This is a genomic window from Microbacterium oryzae, from assembly GCF_030406385.1.
Classification (GTDB): domain Bacteria; phylum Actinomycetota; class Actinomycetes; order Actinomycetales; family Microbacteriaceae; genus Microbacterium; species Microbacterium oryzae_A.
Window position 1 is genome coordinate 226,391 of the sequence record NZ_JAUEPM010000003.1, and the last position, 19,830, is coordinate 246,220.

Genomic DNA, 19,830 nt, shown 5'->3' on the forward strand with positions numbered 1-19,830 from the left:
CCTGTCGACCCGGCGGTCCTCGCTCAGGCACCGACGGGCACAAGCGGAGCGGGCGGCACCGTGCCGGGGGCGACCGGCGCGGATCCGGGCGGTGCAGATGGTCCCCGCGTCGATGACGGCGTCGGCGCGGAGCCAGCGCCCGGTAGCCGCGGCGAGTCGCGCCGCGGCGACGGAGGACGCCGGGGGAACGGACGATGACGCCCTGGCGCCGCACGCGCACGGTAGAAGCGCTCTTCACTGTCGCCGTCATCGCCGGCCTCATCCTCGCTGTCGGGACCGCGGTGATCGGCGTACCACTGCCGCTCGCGGTCATCCCGACCGTGGCGCACGTCGGCGGCATGGTCGCCGGCTATGCGGCAGCGGTGACACTGATCCTCGTCTCACGTGCGCCCTTGCTCGACCGGGCGATCGGGACGGACCGGCTGACCCGATGGCATGCGATCACCGGCGCCAGCACGATGATCGCGACGGTGGTGCACGCGGTCGCTGCGACCGTCGCCTTCGCGGAGTTGACGGGCACCGGTGCCGCAGCGATCGGCGGCGTCCTCGCACTGCCGGGATTGGGAGTCGCGACGATCGGCACGGCGCTGATCCTCGGCGCCGGAGTCTGCTCAGCGCGGGCGGTACGTCGCCGATTGCGCTACGAGACCTGGCATGCGCTGCACCTGCTGATGTACGTCGGCATCGCGCTCGCGTTCGTGCACGCGCTCGCCGGACCCGACCTGGCCGGCCGCCCTCTCCACCAGGTGCTGTGGACGCTGCTGTACACAGTCGCGTTCGGGCTGCTCCTGCGGTACCGGCTCCTCGAACCCCTCGTCACGATGTGGCGGCAGCGGATGCGGGTCGCGCAGGTCATCGAGGAGGGCCCGGGAGTGACGACGATCCTCGTCGCCGGCCGCAACGTGGACGAGCTGCGGGCGGAACCGGGTCAGTTCTTCCGCTGGCGGTTCCTCACCCGGGACACCTGGCTGTCCACGCACCCGTTCTCCCTCTCGGCGCCTCCCACCGCGAGCTCCCTCCGGTTGACGGTGAAGGATGCGGGCGATGGGACCCGTCTGCTGCGCGGCATCCCCGTCGGCACCAGGGTGCTCGCCGAGGGACCCTACGGCGGCATGACCGCCACGCGCCGCTCGGGCCACGGAGTGCTCCTCATCGCAGGAGGTGTCGGCATCACTCCGATGCGGACGCTGTTCGAGACGCTTCCGCCCGACGCGGGGCCCGTGACCCTGCTCTATCGCGCCTCGACCCTCGACGACCTCGTGTTCCGACAGGAGCTGGAGTTGATCGCGCACCAGCGCGGCGCCGATCTCCGCTACATCATCGGTCGTTCCAGCCACCCCGCCACCGACCTCGGCGCCGCGCGGCTGCATCAGCTCGTGCCGGACCTCACCCATCGAGACGTGTACCTGTGCGCGTCGGAACGGCTGGCGTCCTCCATCCGTGCAGCACTCGAGGACGCCGGAGTCCCCCGACGACGAGTCCACGAAGAGCGCTTCTCGTTCTGATCGGTCCTGCGGATGAACTCTGGCGCCGTCCGACGACCGCTCCGGTGACGGCCGCACATCGACGCCGACCGCGACCGCACTGTGAGGACGCCGTCATGAACCGGTGCGATGCACAGACGATACTCGCTCGCACCCCGCGCGCCGGCGCGAGACGTAGGCTGGGACCACCGTGAAGATCCGCAAGCCGCAGCCGCAGGCGGCGACCTCTCTCGATCGCGCTCCCCGCGACGACGAGTCGCACCGCATGCGCACGTACCTCCTGACGATGGGCGTGCGCACGCTCTGCCTCGTCCTCATGGTGGTGGTCGTGCCGTACGGCTGGTACACCTTCCTCTTCGCCATCGGCGCGGTCGTGCTGCCGTACATCGCGGTCGTCGTGGCGAACGCCGCGCAGTCGACGCAGGTGGCCCACGCGCAGGTCCCTGAGCTGCCCGCCCTGCCCGCCGCGCCGACGCACCCTCAGCCGACGACGCCCGGAGTCATCCGCATCTCCGAGTCGCCGACGACGGATGGCCCGGAGCACGATGAGAGGGACGACCGCGCGTGATCGGCTTCGGTCAGGATCTCGACGAACCGGTGTGCTCGCGCGCCGGGTGCCGTGAGCGGGCGAGCTGGAGCATCGTGTGGCGCAATCCGCGCATCCACACCGCTGAGCGGCGCAAGGTCTGGCTGGCATGCGACGAGCACGTGGCCTACCTGCGAGACTTCCTCGCCAGCCGCGATTTCCCGCTCGAGGTCGTCGGGGGCGTCGCGACGGGGGGTGAGCGCGCGTGATCCGCTCCCGCCTCGGCCGCTGGTCGGTCTACGTCCTGGTCGCAGTGCTGTTCGCGATCGCCTGCGCGTACCTGTCGCACTGGCAGTTCGCCCGCAACGAGCAGCGCGCGGCGGCCAATGCTCTCATCGAGGAGAACTACGACGCCCCTCCCCTGCCCGTGGGCGAGGTGCTCCCCGACGGCGCCGCGTTCGACCCGGAAGACGAGTGGCAGCCGGTGATCCTCACGGGCTCGTACCTCCCCGACGCGCAGCTCCTCGTGCGCAACCGCGCCGAGGGCGGCACGAGCGCGTTCGAGGTGCTGGCGCCGTTCGCTCTCGACGACGGCCGCGTCTTCGTCGTCGACCGCGGATGGCTGCCGCCAGGTGAGGGGGACGCTCCGGACTCCGTCCCCGCGGCTCCCGAGGGCGAGACGACGGTCGTCGTGCGCCTGAAGCCGGGCGAGCCCCTGCCCTCCTCGGGACGCGGCGCTCCCGAGGGGCAGCTCCCGACCATCCACCTGCCGTCGGTGGCCGCACAGACCGGCGACGAGACGATCGTCGACGTCTACGGCCTGATGGTCTCGGAAGACCCGGCTGCCACGGCGGCGCCGAACCCGCTGACAGCGCCGGAGATCGACCCGGGGCCGCACCTGTCATACGCGATTCAGTGGATCCTCTTCGCGATCATGGGCTTCGTCTTCATCGGCTACATGATCCGCACCGAGGTCAACGCGCGCCGCGAGGACGAGGCCGACGAGGACGACGACCTCGAGCAGCCCGCTCCCCCTCGTCGGCGTCGACGCGATCGCGACGCCGACGAGGAGGACGCCCTCATCGACGGGCGCTGAGCGCTACTCCCCCAGCGCCTCGAGGAGCGCGCCGTTGAAGGCGTCGAGATCTCCCGGATTGCGCGAGGTGATGAGGTTGCCGTCGACGACGACCTCCTCGTCGACCCACTCGGCGCCGGCGTTGCGCAGATCGTGCTCGAGCGAGGCGTACGACGTCAGCCGACGCCCCGAGGCGACCCCCGCCTGCACGAGGATCCACGGCGCGTGGCAGATCGCGGCGACCGGGCGGCCGGAGGCGACGTACTCCTTCACGAACGCGACCGCGTCCTCGTCGAGACGCAGGCTGTCGGCGTTGAGCGTGCCGCCGGGCAGCACGAGCGCATCGTAGTCCGCGGGGTTCGCGTCGGCGACGGAGAGGTCGACGTCGAAGACGTCGCCGTGCTCCCAGTCGCCCTGCATCGCCTGCAGCGTCGGGGACTCGGGCGAGACGATGACGGTCGTCGCGCCGGCGCCGTCGAGAGCCTCCCGCGGACTGGTGAGCTCGACCTGCTCGACCCCCTTCGTGAGGAGGAACGCGACCTTCTTGCCGGATGCGGCCATGGTGAGTCCTTTCGTCGGATGGATGTGGTTCCATCCGACATCGGATCACCGGCCGCACGCAACGCCTCGCCTCGCGGCGGGGCGTTCGCTACACTCCGGACCTAGGCGAGCGTGATGAGGTCGAGGTAGCTCTTGTTCCAGATGTCCTCGACGCCGTCGGGCAGCAGCAGCACGCGCTCGGGGTTGAGCGCCTCGACGGCCCCCTCGTCGTGCGACACCAGGACGACGGCGCCCTCGTAGTGCGAGAGCGCCCCGAGGATCTCATCGCGCGAGGCGGGGTCGAGGTTGTTCGTGGGCTCGTCGAGAAGCAGCACGTTCGCCGACGACACCACGAGCGTGGCCAGCGACAGGCGCGTCTTCTCCCCGCCCGAGAGCACGCCAGCGGGCTTCAGCACGTCGTCGCCCGTGAACAGGAACGAGCCCAGCACCTTCCGCGCCTCGGTCTCGTTGAGGTTCGGCGCCGCGGACACCATGTTCTCGAGCACCGACCGCTTCACGTCGAGGTTCTCGTGCTCCTGCGCGTAGTAGCCGATCTTCAGCCCGTGGCCCGGCTCGATCTGCCCGGTGTCGCTCTTGTCGACTCCCGCGAGGATGCGCAGCAGCGTCGTCTTGCCCGCGCCGTTCAGCCCGAGCACGACCACCTTCGAGCCGCGGTCGATGGCGAGGTCGACGCCCGCGAAGATCTCCAGCGCACCGTACGACTTCGACAGGCTCGAGGCCATGAGCGGGGTCTTGCCGCAGGGCGCGGGCTTCGGAAAGCGCAGCTTCGCCACGCGGTCCTCCTGGCGCACGTCGTCGAGTCCCGCGAGCAGCTTCTCCGCACGCGCCACCATCTGGTGGGCTGCCGCGGCCTTCGACGCCTTCGCGCCGAAGCGCGCCGCCTGCTGCTGCAGCACCGACGCCTTCTTCTCGGCGTTCGAGCGCTCCTTCTTGCGACGCTCCTCGTCGGCCACGCGCTGGCGCTGGTAGTGCTTCCAGCCCATGTTGTAGATGTCGATGACCTGACGGTTCGCGTCGAGGTAGAACACGCGGTTCACCGTCTCGCCGACGAGCTCCACGTCGTGGCTGATGACGATGAGCCCGCCCTTGTACGTCTTGAGGAACTCCCGCAGCCAGGTCACGCTGTCGGCGTCGAGGTGGTTCGTCGGCTCGTCGAGGATCATTGTCTCGGCGTCGGAGAAGAGGATGCGGGCGAGCTCGATGCGACGGCGCTGACCGCCCGACAGCGTCTTCAGCTGCTGGTCGAGGATGCGGTCGGGCAGCGAGAGGTTGTGCGCGATCGACGCGGCCTCCGCCTCGGCGGAGTAGCCGCCGAGCGCCTCGAACCGCTCCATGAGCCGCGCGTACCGCTTCATGGCCTTATCGGCCACGGCCGGGTCGTCCGAGGCCATGCTCTCGGACGATTCGCGGATGCCCGCGGCGAGGTCGCCGAGGTCGCGCGCGTTGAGGATGCGCGTGCGCGCGGTCTCCTCCGGGTCGCCTGAGCGCGGGTCCTGTGGCAGGTAGCCGATCTGCCCGGACTTCGCCACCGTGCCGTCCGCGGGGATGAGGTCTCCCGCGAGCACCTTCGTCAGCGTGGTCTTGCCGGCGCCGTTGCGGCCGACGAGGCCGACCTTGTCGCCCGGGCCGACGCGGAAGTCCACCCCTGACATGAGGAGTCGGGCTCCGACGCGGATCTCGAGGTCGTGCACGGCGAGCACAGCGGCACCAGTCTCTCTAGAGGGGATGGAACGGCCGAACGGCCAGCCTCCCAGTATAGGCCGGGCGTTGTTCCCGCTCCTGGGAGCGGATGGCCGGGGCCGGGCCTCCTGAGCTGTCGCGTCGCGAGGCGGACGATCAGGCGATGCCGCGCGCGCTCAAGGCGTCGGCGACGTCGTCGGCATGACGCAGCGACATCACGAGCATCGGCACCACGGCGCGAACCCCCAGGCGCACGCCCCGGGCGCGCTGCGCCTCGCGCACGCGACGGCCGAAGTCGGCGATGACCGGCACGAGCGCGATCGTGAGCGACAGGGTGAACGCCACGCGCCACGGGTCAGCGCCGAAACGCGCGAGCGGGCGCAGCGCGCGCTCGACGACGTCGAGCATCTCCTCGCTGCGGGTGGTGAGGGTGAGCACGCCCGCGAGCAGCACCACGGAGACCACGCGCACGGTGTTGACGAGAGCGGGCTCCGTGCCGAGGAAGAGCAGCTGGGTGCCCGCCATGAAGACGACGAGCCAGCGCAGCGCCCAGAGCTGCCGCGCCCACTCGCGCGGCCCGAAGCCGCCCAGCGCGAACAGCACCAGCACCCCGAGGAGCGTGCCGGTCGCGGTGACCGGCGTGTGGGGCCAGAGCGAGATCGCCAGGGCGAGCACGGCCATCCCGACGATCTTCGCCTCTGCGGGCAGGCGGTGGAGCGGACTCCTCCCCGGTCGGTAGAGGGAGATCATCGTGCGGCGAACTCCGCGCGGTAGTGCGCGATGACCGCACCCGGCTCGCCGACCTCGAGCAGCCGGCCGCCCTCGAATCGCAGCGCGACGTCGCAGCGGCCGGCGAGCTCGAGGTCGTGCGTGGCGATGACCGCCTGCGCGTCGATGCCGTCGATGAGGAGGTCGGCCATCCGCCGCGCGTTGCCGAGATCGAGGAGCGTCGTCGGCTCGTCGGCGACGATGAGCCGCGGCTCGCGGATGAGCACGGCGACGAGCGCGAGCAGCTGCTTCTGCCCGCCGGAGAGGCTGTACGCGGGCTGGTCCGCGTGGTCGGCGAGCCCGTGGCGGGCGAGCTCCGTTCGCACGCGTTCCGCGATCTGCCCGCGGGAGAGGCCGCGGCCCTTGAGCGACAGCGCGAGGTCCTCTGCGGGGGTGGGCATGAGGATCTGCGCGTCGGGGTTCGTGAAGACGAAGCCCACCCGCTCGCGCACCTGGCGCGCCTGCCGCGCCACGTCCATTCCGTGCACGCTGACGGTGCCCGCGCTCGGGGCGACCAGTCCGTTGAGAAGTCGCGCGAACGTCGACTTGCCCGAGCCGTTCGCGCCGATGACGGCGATGCGGCGCGCGTCCAGACGCACGCTGACGTCGCGGAGGATCGGCGTCTCTCCCGCCATCACTCCCACCCCGGCGAGCTCGATGACTTCCGGCACGTCAGTCGCGAGCCGCGAGCGCCCGGCGCGGGGCGAAGGCGACCGGGTAGGCGCGGTGGATCACGACGGTGAGCACGGTGGCCACGACGACCTTGAGGAAGTCGCCAACGAGGAAGACCGTGCTGGACAGCAGCGTCTCGGCCAGCGGCAGCCCCATGACGAGGGACTGCACGGGCACGCCGAACGCGTAGACGACGAGGATTCCGCCGATCGAGTTCGCGACGGCGACCCGCCACCAGGCGAACCGGCGCCCGCTGTGCGCGATGAGGCCCACCACCGCGGCTCCCGCCACCCAGCCGATGAGGTAGCCCGCGGTCGGTCCGACGAAGACGCCGAGCCCGCCCTTGCCGCCGGAGAGGATCGGCAGGCCGATGGCGGCGAGCACCAGCACGACCAGCACGGCCGCGGCGCCGTTCCGCCATCCGAGCACGGCGCCGGCGAGCATGACGCCGAGCGTCTGGGCGGTGATGGGGACGCCGACGGGTCCGGGGATGGGCCCCATGATGCTGAGCGCGATGAGGAGCGCGGCGAACACCGCGATCCGCGCGATGTCGCGTCCGTCGAAGCGGTCGGTGTCGGTCATGGCGCCTCCGGTCCTGAACATCGTTCACTTGAACGCCGTTCAGTATAGTCAGAGGCATGGCGGAGTCGACGACGGGGCGAGAGCGCATCGTCGCAGCCGCGCTGCGCATCCTCGACGCGCACGGGCTCGCCGATCTCACCATGCGGCGTCTGGCAGCCGAACTCGACGTGCGCGCAAGCGCCCTGTACTGGCACTTCGAGAGCAAGCAGGTGCTCCTCGCGGCGGTCGCCGACCGGATCGTGCGCGGCGCGGCCGTCTCGGAGGACGCCGAGCCCGCCGACGTCGCACTCGCCCTGCGGGATGCCCTCCTCGCCCACCGCGACGGCGCGGAGGTGGTGCTGAGCACGCAGGCCCTCGCGCTCGGCGAGGACATGCCGCGTCGGCGGCTCGCCGCGGCCCTCGCCCGCGCGCTGCCGCAGGACGAGGCCGACGGCGGCGCCGCCATCCTCGTCCCCTTCGTGCTCGGCCATGCCTCCCTCGCGCAGCAGCGGCTTCAGGCCGCCCAGCTGGGCCTCGTCGAGCCGGTCGACGAGCGCGACGACTTCCGCCACGGCGTCGAGACCATCCTCGCCGGGCTCGGCGTCCCCGTCACCGGGCGGCGTCAGCCCTCGCGCGGCTGACCGGAGGAGTCAGACCTCGCGTGCGTGCCCGAGTCGAGCGCCGGGCACGAAGGCCAGCAGGGCGAGAGCCAGTCCGACACCGAACACGACCGTGAAGTCGGCGCCGGTGCCCGCGAGCGCGGTGAACGCGAGACCCATCACCGCCATCGTCGCCGACGCGCCCATCGAGTCGCTGATCTGCAGCGCCGAGGAGTTGAACCCCTGGTTGTGCGGGGACGAGTAGGCGAGGGTCAGCACCGTGAGCCGCGGATAGACGAGGCCCATCCCGAGCCCCGCGAACCCCCAGAACGCGACGGGAACCCATGCGGGTAGGCCCAGAGCCGCCGTGAGGGTGCAGGCCGCGAGCGCCACCGCCAGCAGGCCCGCTCCGAGGAACGCGATGCGCCGGTTGCCGAGTCGGTCGCCCGCACGCCCCGACACCTCCGCTGACGCCGCCCAGGTCAGCGCCGCGACCGTGAGGCCCGCACCGGCCGTCGTGGGCGAGAAGTCGAAGCGATCGATGAGGAGGTACGGCACGTAGATCTCCGCCCCGAACAGCGCGCCGGCGATGAGCCCGCGCAGCACGACGACGCTCGGCAGGCCCCGCCCGAGCCGCATCGTGCGGGCGGGCAGGAGCGGCAGGATGGCCGCGGCGATGACGACGAGCGACCCCGCGGCGGCGAGCCAGCCGAGCACGCCCTCGACCTCGCCGGAGAGGCTGAGCGCGAGGGCCCCGGCGGCGACGACCGCCGACAGCGCGAGCCGACGTGCCACGCCGCCCACCTGCGGCTCGTGCGAGGGGGCGCCGATGCCCTTCAGGCTCGGCGCGATCATCCCGAAGGCGAGCACGGTGAACGTGGCGATGCCGGCGAACACCCACCGCCAGTGCAGGTACTCGGTCACGGCGCCGGCGAGCAGCGGCCCGATGAGCGAGGGCACGATCCACGCGGCCGAGAACGCCGCCATCACCCGGCCCTGCACGTGGGCGGGGAAGACCCGCGCGACGACGACGTAGAGTGCGACCACCTGGCCGCCCGACCCGAGCCCCATGATCAGGCGCCCCGCGACGAGCATCGTCATGTCCACCGCGAGCGCGTCGATGACGAGCCCCGCCACGAAGAACACCGCCGCGACGTACAGCGGCGCGACCGGTCCGGTGCGATCGGACCAGGCGCCAGCGGCGACCATCCCGATGACCGCCGTGGCGAACGTGCCGGAGAAGGCGACGGCATACAGCGCCTCCCCGTCGAGGTCCGCCGCGACGATCGGCATGACCGTGGTGACCGACAGCGACTGCAGGGCGGCGAGGAAGATCAGCGCCACCGCGCCCAGCGTGGTGAAGAGGTACGGGTGACGCCAGATGCTCGGGCCGCCCGCGGGCGCGGGCGGAAGCGGCACGGCCGCCGTCGTGGCCGCGCGCGGGTCGACCCCGCTCACGTCGTGACGAGCGCGCCGATGCGCCTCACGGCCTGCTCGAGGATCTCCGGACCCGTGCCGTAGTTCACGCGCGCGAAGCCGCGGCCCTCCTCGCCGAACGCCGGCCCCGGGTTCAGCGCGACCTTCGCCTCCCTGAGGATGGTCCGCGACGGGTCGTCGCCCCAGCCGAGCTCACGCAGGTCGACCCAGGCGAGGAAGCCCGCCTGGCCGGGTCGGTAGCGCGCGCCGGGCACGTGCTCGGCGAGCAGGTCGACGAGGAGGCGACGGTTCGCGTCCAGACGCGCGAGCAGCGCGTCGAGCCAGCCATCGCCATCCCGAAACGCGGCGACGCCGGCCATGATGCCGAAGAGGCCGGTCCGCCACTCCACCTCCATCGGGATGCGCGAGACGATCGCCTGCGCGGTGTCCGATGCCGTGACGAAGTGCGCGCACTTCAGCCCGGCGAGGTTGAAGGCCTTGCTCGCGCTCATGATCGCGATGCCGACCTCCGCCGCGGTGTCGCTCGCGGCGAGGAACGGCGTGAACTCGGCGCCGGGCAGGGTCAGCGGCGCGTGGATCTCGTCGCTGATGACCCAGCCGCCGTGCCGCGCGGCGATCTCGGCGAGGGCGGCGAGGCTCTCCCGGGAATGAACGGTCCCGGTGGGGTTGTGGGGGTTGCAGAGCAGGATGGCCCGGGCGCCGGCCGCGAAGGCCGCGTCGATGCCGGCGAGGTCGAGCTCCCATCCGGACTCGCCCTGCGCGAGCGGAACGCGCACGGCACGCGTGCCGGACTCGTCGTGCACGTCGAAGAACGGCGGGTACACCGGCGGCGTGACGATGACGCCCTCCCCCGGCTGCGCGACCGCGCGGATGGCCTCGGCCACGCCCATCATGACGTCGCAGGTCGTGCGCACGCGGGCCGGATCGACCCGCCACCCGAACCGACGCTCGGCGAAGGCGACGAAGGCGTCGGGATAGCCCGTCTTCGGCGGCACGTAGCCGGTGTCGCCGCGCTCGACGGCGCCCATCAGCGTCTCGGCGATGGCGGGGGCGAGGGCGAAGTCGGTCTCCGCGACGAACAACGGCAGCACGTCCTCGGGGTACGTGGCCCACTTCGTGCTCGTCCGGGTTCTCAGCTGCTCCAGCGGCAGGGCTTCCAGGGGCATCGTCACCCTTCGAGCCTAGACGCGGAACGGCCCGGAGCCGAAGCTCCGGGCCGCTCGTCGTCAGATCGCGAAACCGAGGGCGCGCATCATGTCGCGGCCGTCGTCGGTGATCCGCTCCGGACCCCACGGCGGCATCCACACCCAGTTGATGCGGAAGCGCTCCACGACGCCGTCCAGCGCCTGAGCTGTCTGCTCCTCGAGCACGTCCGTCAGCGGGCAGCCCGCGCTCGTGAGCGTCATGTGGATGACGAGGGCGTCGTTCTCGTCATCCCACGCGAGGTCGTAGATGAGGCCGAGGTCGACCACGTTCACGCCGAGCTCGGGGTCCATGACCTCCTTGAGCGCCTCGATGACCTCGTCGTACTTCTCGGGAGTGAGAGTCGCAGCCATGCGGCGAGCCTACGCCTCGATCGTCTCGCCGGGAGCGAAGTAGCGGTCGTAGCCCTCGTTCTCCAGGCGCTCGGCGAGCTCCGGGCCGCCCTCCTCGACGACCTGGCCCTTGACCATGACGTGCACGTAGTCCGGCTTGATGTAGCGGAGGATGCGCGTGTAGTGCGTGATGAGCAGCACGCCGAGCCCGGTGTTCTCCTTGGCGCGGTTGACGCCCTCCGACACGATCTTCAGCGCGTCGACGTCGAGGCCGGAGTCGGTCTCGTCGAGGATGGCCAGCTGCGGCTTCAGGAGCTCGAGCTGCAGGATCTCGTGGCGCTTCTTCTCGCCGCCGGAGAAGCCCTCGTTGACGTTGCGCTGAGCGAACTTGTCGTCCATGCGCAGGTTCTTCATGCCCTCCTTGACCTGCTTCGTCCAGGTCCGGATGGCGGGGGCCTCGCCGTCGATGGCGGTCTTGGCGGTGCGCAGGAAGTTCGTGACCGTGACGCCGGGGATCTCGACCGGGTACTGCATGGCGAGGAACAGGCCGGCGCGGGCGCGCTCGTCGACGGACATCGCGAGGACGTCCTCGCCGTCGAGCGTGATCGTGCCGGAGGTGACGGTGTACTTCGGGTGGCCGGCGATCGTCGACGCGAGCGTCGACTTGCCCGAGCCGTTGGGGCCCATGATCGCGTGGGTCTCGCCGGTCTTCACGGTGAGGGTGACGCCGTTGAGGATCGGCGTCGTACCCTCATCGGTCTCGACCGTCACGTGGAGGTCGCGGATCTCGAGGACTGCCATTTCAGATTTCCTTCTTCACATTCGGGTCGATGAGCACGTCGTCGCCGTCGATCTGGACGGCGTAGACCGGGACGGGCTCGTAAGCGGGGAGGTTCAGCGGCTTGCCGGTGCGCAGCGAGAACGCCGAGCCGTGGGCCCAGCACTCGAGCGTGTCGCCCTCGACGAAGCCCTCCGACAGCGAGATGTCGCCGTGCGTGCAGACGTCGCCGATCGCGTGGACCTCGTCGTTGCCGTCGCGCACGACGGCGATCGGCACGCCGTCCACGACGACGCGCAGGGCGGTGTCCTGCTCGAGCTCGCTGAACGCGCAGACGCGGGAGGCGGTCACGCCGCGGCTCCGTCGGCGAGCTCCTGCTCGATCAGCGCGACGAGCTCCTCCTGGAGGCCGGGCACGTCGATCTTCTGCGCGATCTCGTTGAGGAACCCCAGCACGACCAGCCGACGCGCCTCGGCCTCGCCGATGCCGCGCGCCTGCAGGTAGAACAGCTGCTCGTCGTCGAAGCGGCCGGTCGCCGACGCGTGGCCGGCGCCCTTGATGTCGCCCGTCTGGATCTCGAGGTTCGGGATCGAGTCCGCGCGCGCGCCGTTCGTGAGGAGGAGGTTGCGGTTCGCCTCGTACGAGTCGGTGCCGGTGGCGTCGGCGCCGATGAGCACGTCGCCGATCCACACCGAGCGCGCGGTGATCCCCTGCAGCGCACCCTTGTACAGGACGTCGCCCACGGTCTCCGGGCCCTTGTGGAAGAGGTACACCTGGCTCTCGAGGTGCTGGCCGTCGTCGGCGAAGGCGAGTCCGTAGACCTCGCCGTTCGCGCCGGCGCCGGCGAGCTCGACGTTGGGGTTCACCCGCACGACGCCGCCGCCGAAGCTCACCACGACGTGACGGAGCGTCGCATCGCGGTCGACGCGCGCCTGGTGCGCTGACGCGTGCACGGCGGTGTCGTCCCACTGCTGGACCGACACGACGGTCAGCTGGGCGCCGTCGCGCACGAGGATCTCGACGTTCTGCGCGTACTGGGCAGCGCCGGTGTGCCGCAGCACGACCGTCGCCTTCGCGTGCTCGAGCGCCTCGATGACGATGTGCGCGTCGGCCCGGCGCTCGGCGCCCTGGCCCTCGACGTTCACGAGGATCGGGTCGACGACCTCCTCCTCGCGCGGGACGCGGATGTGGAGCGCCTCAGGTGCACCCTGCCACGCGACCGCGGACGGCAGGTCCTCGGGGACGAAGAACTCGCCGCGGGGTGCTGCGCCGATCGCCAGCGGCGCGGCGACGTACTGCTCCCCCGCCGCGACCGTCACGGTGACGCCGTCGTGCGCCTCGGCGACCGCGAACAGCGGCGCGACGCGGTCGATGGGCGTGTGCTTCCAGTTGACCTCGCGGCCGCTGGGGGTGCCGAACTCCGCCGGGTCGTACGAGCGCAGGCGCTCCGACCGGGTCTGCACCGGCACCACGGCGTCGTCGCGGAGCGCGGCCGCCGGGTCCACGTGAGCGTGCGAATCCTGCGCCGTCGTCTCCGGCGCCTTGGTCGAGGTCGTCATCTAGCCGACCGATCCTTCCATGCCCATCTCGATGAGCTTGTTGAGCTCCAGCGCGTACTCCATCGGCAGCTCGCGCGCGATGGGCTCGATGAACCCGCGCACGATCATGGCCATCGCCTCGTCCTCCGGCATGCCGCGGCTCATGAGGTAGAAGAGCTGCTCCTCGCTGACCTTCGACACCGTCGCCTCGTGGCCCAGCTGGACGTCGTCCACGCGGATGTCGATGGCGGGGTACGTGTCGCTGCGGGAGATCGTGTCGACCAGCAGCGCGTCGCAGCGGACCGTGTTCGCCGAGTGGTGCGCGTTGGCGTCGACGCGGACCTCGCCGCGGTAGCCGGCGCGCCCGCCACCGCGTGCGATCGACTTCGAGACGATCGACGACTGCGTGTAGGGCGCCATGTGGATCATCTTCGCGCCGGCGTCCTGGTGCTGCCCCGGACCGGCGAAGGCGACCGACAGCGTCTCGCCCTTGGCGTGCTCGCCCATGAGGTAGATCGACGGGTACTTCATCGTCACCTTGGAGCCGATGTTGCCGTCGACCCACTCCATCGTCGCGCCCTCGTGCGCGATCGCGCGCTTGGTGACGAGGTTGTAGACGTTGTTCGACCAGTTCTGGATGGTCGTGTAGCGAACGCGGGCGTTCTTCTTCACGATGATCTCGACGACCGCCGAGTGCAGCGAGTCGCTCTTGTAGATCGGCGCCGTGCAGCCCTCGATGTAGTGGACGTACGAGTCCTCATCGGCGATGATCAGCGTGCGCTCGAACTGACCCATGTTCTCGGTGTTGATCCGGAAGTAGGCCTGCAGCGGGATTTCGACGTGGACGCCCTTGGGCACGTACACGAACGATCCGCCCGACCACACCGCGGTGTTCAGCGCCGCGAACTTGTTGTCGCCGGCGGGGATGACCGTCCCGAAGTACTCCTCGAAGAACTCGGGGTGCTCGCGCAGCGCGGTGTCCGTGTCCATGAAGATGACGCCCTGCGCCTCGAGGTCCTCGCGGATCTGGTGGTACACGACCTCGGACTCGTACTGCGCGGCGACGCCGGCGACGAGACGCTGGCGCTCGGCCTCGGGGATGCCCAGGCGCTCGTACGTGTTCTTGATGTCCTCGGGAAGCTCTTCCCAGGTCTGCGCCTGCTTCTCCGTGGAGCGGACGAAGTACTTGATGTTGTCGAAGTCGATGTCGCTGAGGTCGGCGCCCCACGTCGGCATCGGCTTGCGGCCGAAGAGCTGCAGGCCCTTCAGGCGGTTCTTGAGCATCCACTCGGGTTCGCTCTTGAGGGCCGAGATGTCGCGGACGACGGCCTCGCTGAGGCCGCGCCGGGCGCTTGCGCCAGCGGCGTCGGCATCGTGCCATCCGAACTCGTACACCCCCAGACTCTCGAGCTCTGGGCGGTCGATCAGCACATCAGACATGACGCTTCACACTCTCCTCGGGGGCCTCGCGGCGGTGTCATCCGCTCCGGTCGCTCGGAGCGGAGCGGCCGTCTGTGAGACCCGGCTTCTGACGCGATCACTCGCGCCTACACTGTTAGTGGATGCGCTGAGCGCTCGCGCCCGCATCCTCAGTCACCCCGATTCTACAGGTTCCACCCCGTTCGGCGCCCTCTGCGGCGGACGCTCAGGCGAACCGCAGGAGGCGCCGCTTCATGTCCGCCGACACCCGCTCCACCGCCACGGCGAGCCCCCGGGCGCGCGGCGGCGGATGGCTTCCCACCACCGTCGACCGTCGCGTGCGCGTCTTCGCCTGGCTGTCGTTCCTCGCCGAGACGATCATCATCGGCACTGGCGGCGCCGTGCGCCTCACCGGGTCGGGTCTCGGCTGCGACCAGTGGCCCCTCTGCACACCCGGGTCGCTCGTGCCGACCCCGGAGCTCGGCGTGCACGGTCTCATCGAGTTCGGCAACCGCACCATGACGAGCGTCGTCGGGATCCTCGCCCTGGCCGTCCTCGTGCTCGTGTGGCGGATGCGCTCATCGCGCCGCGACCTGTTCGTGCTCGCGCTCGTCGTGCTCGGCGGAATCGTCGCGCAGGCGATCGTGGGCGGCATCACGGTCTGGACCGGTCTCAACCCGTTCGTCGTCGGCTTCCACTACGTCGCGTCGCTGACGCTGGTGTGTGCGACGGCGGCGTTCCTCGTCCGCGCCTACTCCACTCCCGGTCCGCGCGAGCTGGCGGTGCCGCGCTGGTACCTGGTCCTCACGCACATCACGACGCTCGTCCTGGCGCTCACGATCGTCTTCGGCGTGCTCACCACCGGCTCCGGTCCGCACTCGGGTGATGACGGCGTCGTCCGCCAGGGCTTCGACGCGACGATCCTCGCCCACGTGCACTCCTGGCCCGGCTACGCGCTGCTCGCGCTCGTCGTCGTGCTGCTGGCGTCGTCGTGGGCGCTGCGCCTGCCGACGCGCCGCTGGATGGTCGCCCTGCTCGCGGCCATCGTCGTGCAGATCGTCGTCGGCATCCTGCAGGCGCGCAACGGCCTGCCCGCGCCGCTCGTCGGCATCCACATGGTGCTCGCCGCGCTGTCGGCGGCTGCCTTCACAGTGGTCGTGCTGCGCATGAAGCGTCCCAGCGCCGACGCGCGCTGACCCTCGCGGCGACGCTCAGTCGCTGGTCGCCGTCGCGACGAGGATGCCGCGCGCCAGCGAGTGGAAGTGCCGCTGGAAGCCGAGGATCGACGGCGTCACGTCGGGCGTGATGTCGAGGTGCTCGACGTCCAGCGCGTCGACGACGAAGAAGTAACGGTGCACGCCGGTTCCCGGAGGCGGCCCTGCGCCGATGTAGCCGGGCACGCCGGTCTCGTTGCGCAGCGTGATCCCGGGGGTGCTGCCGGCCTCGCCCGTCGCGAACGACGTCACGTCCGCCGGCACGTCATAGACGGCCCAGTGCCAGAATCCGGCGGCGGTGGGTGCGTCCGGGTCGAAGCACGAGACCGCGAACGACCGCGTTCCCTCGGGCGCACCCGACCAGCTCAGCTGCGGCGAGGTGTCAGAGCCGCCGAACGACTCGTCCCAGTGGACGCGCGGCAGCGGCTCGCCGTCCGCGATGTCGTTGCTCATGACGGTGAGCGGGGCGAACGAGCGCAGCGTGGCGAGCTCGGCGTACGGATCGTATGAGAACACAGGCGGCTCCTTCCGGTGGACCTCGCCGCCAGCCTAACGAGCGTGGCTGCCGCCCAGGGCCGCGGCGCGGACGACAGCCCGTCGGCAGGCAGCGTCCGCGCTCGGGAACCGCGTCCGTGCTCGCACACCGCGTCTGTGCTCCGCGACCGCGCGCGCTGCATGCTGTCTCGGAGGAGCGGCGCTTCGCGCGTGAGCGGACGCGCTGTCTCGGAGCGAAGGAGCGCCGTCGGCGCGCAGGCACCATCGTGACGGGCCAGCCCTCACAGGAGGCGCATAGGCCGCGCATCGGCTCCACACGCGCGGAGGAGTCAGTGTGGGACACGGCGCCGAGATGCGGCGCACAGAGGAGGATCATGACTCACCGCAGCCGTCTCACCCGCAGCATCGCCTACTGGACCCTCGTGGTGGCCTCGGCCGCCGCCGTGGCCGCCGGGATCGCGCTCGCGCTGCCGCGCCTCGGCACCATGGAAGAGGCGCTGCTCGCGGGCACGGCCACGGGCGTGGAGGTCTACGTCGGGCAGGCGTGGATCACGCTGGCCGCCGGCCTCGTCGGAGCCGGTGTCATCGGCCTGCTCGCCGCTCTGGGGCTCGCCGCGACCGCGGCGATGCTCACCGCGCGGACCGCGACCGCCGATGCAGCACCCGCGAGCGCCGTCACGCCCGGCGTGGAGAACGCGCAGGAGACCGCCGTCCCGAACCGGGTCGCCGAGCCCGGCTTCGACGCTTCAGACGCTTCGGACGCTCAGCACGAGGCTTCCGCCATCGCCCGCTGAGCGACGGCGCGGGCGCTCGGGTCAGGCCTCCTCGGCCCCCGAGCGCTCGCGGCGTCGACGGGACCCGAGATCGACAAGCGCGACGGCGAACGCGATGGCGACGAACAGCGCCACCGTCGTCAGTCCGATCGCGTACGCGTCGTGGTAGACGGCGAGCGCCGGCTTGTCGCCCTCCTCCCGGAAGATCGTCGCGTAGAACAGCGACAGCCCCACCGCGGTTCCGATCGCCGTCCCGACGCGCTGGCCGAGCTGGCCGATCGAGCCGGCCACCCCGCCCTGCACGGGCGGGATCTCGGCGAGCGTGAGCGTCTGATTCGGCGAGATCACCATCCCGCCGCCGAAGCCGCCGACCACCATGACGCCCGCCATGATCCATGGCGTGGCCTCGACCGAAGCCAGCAGTGCCGTGGCCGCGAGGGCGATCACGGTGGCCAGCACGAGCACCAGGCCCACCACGACCACGGGCCGGCCGTAGCGGCCGACGAGCTGGCCGCCGTACCACGACGAGATCGCGCTCGCGAGCGCGAAGCCGATCGTGACCATCCCGGCATGCAGCGCCGACACACCGAGCCCCGTCTGCAGGAACAGCGTCGTGAGGAGGAACAGCGCCGGGATGCCGGTGAAGTACGCCGCCATCAGCACGGTGCCGTTGCGGAACGACGACAGCCGGAACAGCCGCAGGTCGATGAGCGGCGCGCCGCCCCGGCGCTCGTAGCGTCGCTCCCAGACGAGGAAGCACGCGGCGAAGAGCACGAACACCACGAGCGTCCACCAGCGCTCCGGCGCGTCGTCCGGAGAGCCCGTCGTGAGCAGGAACGGCAGCATGAGCGCGATCACCGCGACGCCGAACAGCAGCACGCCGACCGGATCGAGCGACACCGGCTCCGAGCTCGGACGCCGCACCTCGGGAAGGACCCAGATCACGAGCCCCATCGCGATCGCGAACAGCGGGACGTTCATCCAGAAGGTCCACCGCCATCCGTCGCTCTCGCCGCCGACGGCGATGAGGAGGCCCCCGATGGTCGGGCCGAAGGCCGTGGCGAGACCGATCATGGCGCCGAAGAGGCCGAAGGCGGTGCCGCGCTCCTTGCCGGTGAACAGGTGCTGGATGGTGCCCATCACCTGCGGCATCTGGATGCCCGCCGCCACCCCCTGCAGCAGCCGCGCGGCGAGGAGCATCTCGATGCTGCCGGCCAGCGCGCAGCCGATGCTCGAGATCGTGAAGAGCGCCAGGCCGACGATGAGGAGCGTCTTGCGCGACCGCTGATCGCCCAGTCGCCCCAAGGGCACCAGCACGAGTCCGAACGCGAGGATGTAGCCCGACACGACGAGCTGGAGCTCGGTGGACCCCGCGCCGAAGGCGGCCTCGATGGATGGCAGCGCGACGTTGACCTTGGAGATGTCGAGGATCGTCAGTCCCGACACGCTCACGCAGACCCAGAACGCCTGCCAGCGGCGGCGGTCGGAGATCGGGATGGACCGGGTCGGCGGAGGCTCAGGCGAGTTCGACATCACCGTGAACGCTACTCCGCCCCGCTGGCGGTGGGCCGCGTCAGAACGGAAGCAGCGGGTCGATCGCGACCGCGACGAAGACCAGCGTCAGGTACGTGATGGACGCGTGGAAGACGCGCATCGGGCGCGGGCGCTCGTCGCCGCCCTGCTCGAGGACCGTGCGACGGTAGAGCCGGTGCGACTCGTAGATGAACCAGCCGCCGAACACGAGCGCGGAGACCGAGTACACGAGTCCCATGCCCGCGACGGGGATGAGCAGCAGCGAGCAGGCGACGGTGGCCCATGCGTACAGGATGATCTGCAGACCCACCTGCGACCCCGAGCGGGTGGCGCCGAGCATCGGCACGTCGGTGTTCTCGTAGTCGCTCGCGTACTTGATCGACAGCGGCCAGTAGTGCGGCGGCGTCCAGAGGAAGACGAGGGCGAAGAGGATGAACGGCGCCCAGTCGAGCCCGTTCGTCACGGCGGCCCATCCGATGAGCACGGGGAAGCACCCGGCGATCCCGCCCCACACGATGTTCTGCTCGGTGCGGCGCTTGAGGATCATCGTGTAGATGACGACGTAGAAGAAGATCGCGAACGCCGACAGGAAGGCCGTGAGCGGGTTCGTCGTCAGCAGGAACCACCCGGTGGAGATGACCGCGAGTGCCCAGGCGAACACCAGGGCGTTCCGCGGCGAGATCTCGCCGGTCACGATCGGGCGGTTCTCGGTGCGCGCCATGTGTGCGTCGATGTCGCGATCGATGTACATGTTGAACGTCGCCGCCGAGCCCGCGCTCAGCGAGCCGCCGATGACCGTGGCCAGCACGAGCCAGAGGTCCGGCATCCCCTGGGCGGCGAGGAACATCACCGGCACCGTGGAGACGAGCAGGAGCTCCAGCACCCGCGGCTTGGTCAGCGCGACGTAGGCGCGGATCTTCCGGCCGAGTCGCTGACGGGAGGTCCGTTCGGTATCGACGACCGTCGTGGACATGAGCTCACGTCTCCCCTCGGATGGCACAGACGCTCCCGATTCTAGGCCATCCCCGCCCCGGAAAGTGCCTGTGACGGCAGGTCGTCACACTCCGCCGCGGCGGCTCATCACGCGGCTATGCTGGGGCCAGAACGCGCGTCCCAGCGCCGTCTGCCACTCGTCGAGACGAGCTCGGCTGGCCGGGAGCCGGGCGCGGAAACCCCACCACG

General features: G+C 70.8%; 22 protein-coding genes. 7 read left to right on the forward strand and 15 right to left on the reverse strand.

What is annotated here, in order from left to right:
- The first annotated feature begins 194 nt into the window (after window positions 1-194).
- The 4 genes from QWJ90_RS07135 (at window position 195) to QWJ90_RS07150 (ending at window position 3,106) form a co-directional block, all read left to right on the forward strand.
- Window positions 195-1,505 (forward strand): ferredoxin reductase family protein, encoded by a 1,311-nt coding sequence (locus QWJ90_RS07135; protein ID WP_290106997.1) that lies wholly within the window; start codon window positions 195-197, stop codon window positions 1,503-1,505.
- Between the two features lie 169 nt (window positions 1,506-1,674).
- Entirely contained in the window at window positions 1,675-2,052 is a 378-nt protein-coding gene (locus QWJ90_RS07140; protein WP_290106998.1) for a DUF3099 domain-containing protein, read from the forward strand.
- The gene (locus QWJ90_RS07145; RefSeq protein ID WP_290106999.1) at window positions 2,049-2,279 is read left to right on the forward strand and encodes a hypothetical protein; all 231 of its coding nucleotides are present in this window, start codon (window positions 2,049-2,051) and stop codon (window positions 2,277-2,279) included. Before QWJ90_RS07140 ends, QWJ90_RS07145 begins: the two co-directional genes overlap by 4 nt.
- The gene (locus tag QWJ90_RS07150) at window positions 2,276-3,106 is read left to right on the forward strand and encodes an SURF1 family cytochrome oxidase biogenesis protein (protein WP_436836691.1); all 831 of its coding nucleotides are present in this window, start codon (window positions 2,276-2,278) and stop codon (window positions 3,104-3,106) included. The genes QWJ90_RS07145 and QWJ90_RS07150 overlap by 4 nt, the downstream gene beginning before the upstream one ends.
- Before the next feature lie 3 nt (window positions 3,107-3,109).
- Here the strand turns inward: QWJ90_RS07150 and QWJ90_RS07155 are convergent, their stop codons facing one another.
- From QWJ90_RS07155 to QWJ90_RS07175, 5 genes are all read right to left on the reverse strand, one after another.
- A complete protein-coding gene (locus tag QWJ90_RS07155) occupies window positions 3,110-3,646 on the reverse strand; it encodes a type 1 glutamine amidotransferase domain-containing protein (protein WP_290107000.1) in 537 nt (178 codons plus the stop codon).
- 101 nt (window positions 3,647-3,747) lie between these two features.
- Complete coding sequence (locus QWJ90_RS07160; RefSeq protein WP_156241580.1) at window positions 3,748-5,346, reverse strand: ABC-F family ATP-binding cassette domain-containing protein; 1,599 nt, start codon at window positions 5,344-5,346, stop codon at window positions 3,748-3,750.
- 136 nt (window positions 5,347-5,482) lie between these two features.
- Entirely contained in the window at window positions 5,483-6,076 is a 594-nt protein-coding gene (locus QWJ90_RS07165) for an energy-coupling factor transporter transmembrane component T family protein (RefSeq protein WP_290107002.1), read from the reverse strand.
- Complete coding sequence (locus QWJ90_RS07170; RefSeq protein WP_436836692.1) at window positions 6,073-6,765, reverse strand: energy-coupling factor ABC transporter ATP-binding protein; 693 nt, start codon at window positions 6,763-6,765, stop codon at window positions 6,073-6,075. The genes QWJ90_RS07165 and QWJ90_RS07170 overlap by 4 nt, the downstream gene beginning before the upstream one ends.
- Window position 6,766: 1 nt before the next feature.
- Window positions 6,767-7,348: a biotin transporter BioY gene (locus QWJ90_RS07175; protein WP_290107003.1), complete on the reverse strand. Its 582-nt coding sequence runs from the start codon at window positions 7,346-7,348 to the stop codon at window positions 6,767-6,769.
- Between the two features lie 56 nt (window positions 7,349-7,404).
- Between QWJ90_RS07175 and QWJ90_RS07180 the strand changes: the two genes are divergently transcribed.
- A complete protein-coding gene (locus tag QWJ90_RS07180) occupies window positions 7,405-7,968 on the forward strand; it encodes a TetR/AcrR family transcriptional regulator (protein ID WP_290107004.1) in 564 nt (187 codons plus the stop codon).
- Between the two features lie 9 nt (window positions 7,969-7,977).
- On the opposite strand, the gene QWJ90_RS07185 is transcribed toward QWJ90_RS07180, so the two are convergent.
- The 7 genes from QWJ90_RS07185 to sufB are packed head-to-tail and all read right to left on the reverse strand — an operon-like array spanning window position 7,978 to window position 14,654.
- Window positions 7,978-9,384, reverse strand: a complete 1,407-nt coding sequence (locus tag QWJ90_RS07185; RefSeq protein WP_290107005.1) for an MFS transporter — start codon at window positions 9,382-9,384, stop codon at window positions 7,978-7,980.
- Window positions 9,381-10,529 carry a MalY/PatB family protein gene (locus tag QWJ90_RS07190; RefSeq protein ID WP_290107088.1) on the reverse strand — a complete coding sequence of 383 codons (1,149 nt, stop codon included), beginning with the start codon at window positions 10,527-10,529 and terminating at the stop codon, window positions 9,381-9,383. Before QWJ90_RS07190 ends, QWJ90_RS07185 begins: the two co-directional genes overlap by 4 nt.
- A 60-nt stretch (window positions 10,530-10,589) precedes the next feature.
- Window positions 10,590-10,919: a metal-sulfur cluster assembly factor gene (locus QWJ90_RS07195; protein ID WP_290107006.1), complete on the reverse strand. Its 330-nt coding sequence runs from the start codon at window positions 10,917-10,919 to the stop codon at window positions 10,590-10,592.
- 9 nt (window positions 10,920-10,928) lie between these two features.
- A complete protein-coding gene (gene sufC, locus QWJ90_RS07200; RefSeq protein WP_290107007.1) occupies window positions 10,929-11,699 on the reverse strand; it encodes a Fe-S cluster assembly ATPase SufC in 771 nt (256 codons plus the stop codon).
- Window position 11,700: 1 nt separating this feature from the next.
- Complete coding sequence (locus QWJ90_RS07205; RefSeq protein ID WP_290107008.1) at window positions 11,701-12,027, reverse strand: non-heme iron oxygenase ferredoxin subunit; 327 nt, start codon at window positions 12,025-12,027, stop codon at window positions 11,701-11,703.
- Window positions 12,024-13,235 (reverse strand): Fe-S cluster assembly protein SufD, encoded by a 1,212-nt coding sequence (gene sufD / locus QWJ90_RS07210; RefSeq protein WP_290107009.1) that lies wholly within the window; start codon window positions 13,233-13,235, stop codon window positions 12,024-12,026. The genes QWJ90_RS07205 and sufD overlap by 4 nt, the downstream gene beginning before the upstream one ends.
- The gene (sufB, locus tag QWJ90_RS07215; RefSeq protein ID WP_156241589.1) at window positions 13,236-14,654 is read right to left on the reverse strand and encodes a Fe-S cluster assembly protein SufB; all 1,419 of its coding nucleotides are present in this window, start codon (window positions 14,652-14,654) and stop codon (window positions 13,236-13,238) included.
- A gap of 233 nt (window positions 14,655-14,887) precedes the next feature.
- On the opposite strand from sufB, the gene QWJ90_RS07220 reads away from it, so the two are divergent.
- Entirely contained in the window at window positions 14,888-15,829 is a 942-nt protein-coding gene (locus QWJ90_RS07220) for a COX15/CtaA family protein (RefSeq protein ID WP_290107010.1), read from the forward strand.
- Window positions 15,830-15,844: 15 nt separating this feature from the next.
- Here the strand turns inward: QWJ90_RS07220 and QWJ90_RS07225 are convergent, their stop codons facing one another.
- A complete protein-coding gene (locus QWJ90_RS07225; RefSeq protein ID WP_290107011.1) occupies window positions 15,845-16,363 on the reverse strand; it encodes a YbhB/YbcL family Raf kinase inhibitor-like protein in 519 nt (172 codons plus the stop codon).
- Window positions 16,364-16,716: 353 nt separating this feature from the next.
- Between QWJ90_RS07225 and QWJ90_RS07230 the strand changes: the two genes are divergently transcribed.
- The gene (locus tag QWJ90_RS07230) at window positions 16,717-17,136 is read left to right on the forward strand and encodes a hypothetical protein (RefSeq protein ID WP_290107012.1); all 420 of its coding nucleotides are present in this window, start codon (window positions 16,717-16,719) and stop codon (window positions 17,134-17,136) included.
- A gap of 21 nt (window positions 17,137-17,157) precedes the next feature.
- Here QWJ90_RS07230 and QWJ90_RS07235 read toward each other — a convergent pair whose 3' ends face one another.
- Window positions 17,158-18,648: an MFS transporter gene (locus QWJ90_RS07235; RefSeq protein ID WP_290107013.1), complete on the reverse strand. Its 1,491-nt coding sequence runs from the start codon at window positions 18,646-18,648 to the stop codon at window positions 17,158-17,160.
- A gap of 40 nt (window positions 18,649-18,688) precedes the next feature.
- A complete protein-coding gene (locus QWJ90_RS07240; RefSeq protein WP_290107014.1) occupies window positions 18,689-19,621 on the reverse strand; it encodes a heme o synthase in 933 nt (310 codons plus the stop codon).
- Between the last annotated feature and the right edge of the window lie 209 nt (window positions 19,622-19,830).

Coding starts and splice junctions, on each gene's coding strand:
- QWJ90_RS07230 (WP_290107012.1), top strand. CDS start 16,717: ATGACTCACCGCAGCCGTCTCACCCGCAGCATCGCCTACTGGACCCTC.
- QWJ90_RS07165 (WP_290107002.1), bottom strand. CDS start 6,076: ATGATCTCCCTCTACCGACCGGGGAGGAGTCCGCTCCACCGCCTGCCC.
- sufD (WP_290107009.1), bottom strand. CDS start 13,235: ATGACGACCTCGACCAAGGCGCCGGAGACGACGGCGCAGGATTCGCAC.
- QWJ90_RS07155 (WP_290107000.1), bottom strand. CDS start 3,646: ATGGCCGCATCCGGCAAGAAGGTCGCGTTCCTCCTCACGAAGGGGGTC.
- sufB (WP_156241589.1), bottom strand. CDS start 14,654: ATGTCTGATGTGCTGATCGACCGCCCAGAGCTCGAGAGTCTGGGGGTG.
- QWJ90_RS07240 (WP_290107014.1), bottom strand. CDS start 19,621: ATGTCCACGACGGTCGTCGATACCGAACGGACCTCCCGTCAGCGACTC.
- QWJ90_RS07190 (WP_290107088.1), bottom strand. CDS start 10,529: ATGCCCCTGGAAGCCCTGCCGCTGGAGCAGCTGAGAACCCGGACGAGC.
- QWJ90_RS07235 (WP_290107013.1), bottom strand. CDS start 18,648: ATGTCGAACTCGCCTGAGCCTCCGCCGACCCGGTCCATCCCGATCTCC.
- QWJ90_RS07175 (WP_290107003.1), bottom strand. CDS start 7,348: ATGACCGACACCGACCGCTTCGACGGACGCGACATCGCGCGGATCGCG.
- QWJ90_RS07220 (WP_290107010.1), top strand. CDS start 14,888: ATGTCCGCCGACACCCGCTCCACCGCCACGGCGAGCCCCCGGGCGCGC.
- QWJ90_RS07135 (WP_290106997.1), top strand. CDS start 195: ATGACGCCCTGGCGCCGCACGCGCACGGTAGAAGCGCTCTTCACTGTC.
- QWJ90_RS07195 (WP_290107006.1), bottom strand. CDS start 10,919: ATGGCTGCGACTCTCACTCCCGAGAAGTACGACGAGGTCATCGAGGCG.
- sufC (WP_290107007.1), bottom strand. CDS start 11,699: ATGGCAGTCCTCGAGATCCGCGACCTCCACGTGACGGTCGAGACCGAT.
- QWJ90_RS07180 (WP_290107004.1), top strand. CDS start 7,405: ATGGCGGAGTCGACGACGGGGCGAGAGCGCATCGTCGCAGCCGCGCTG.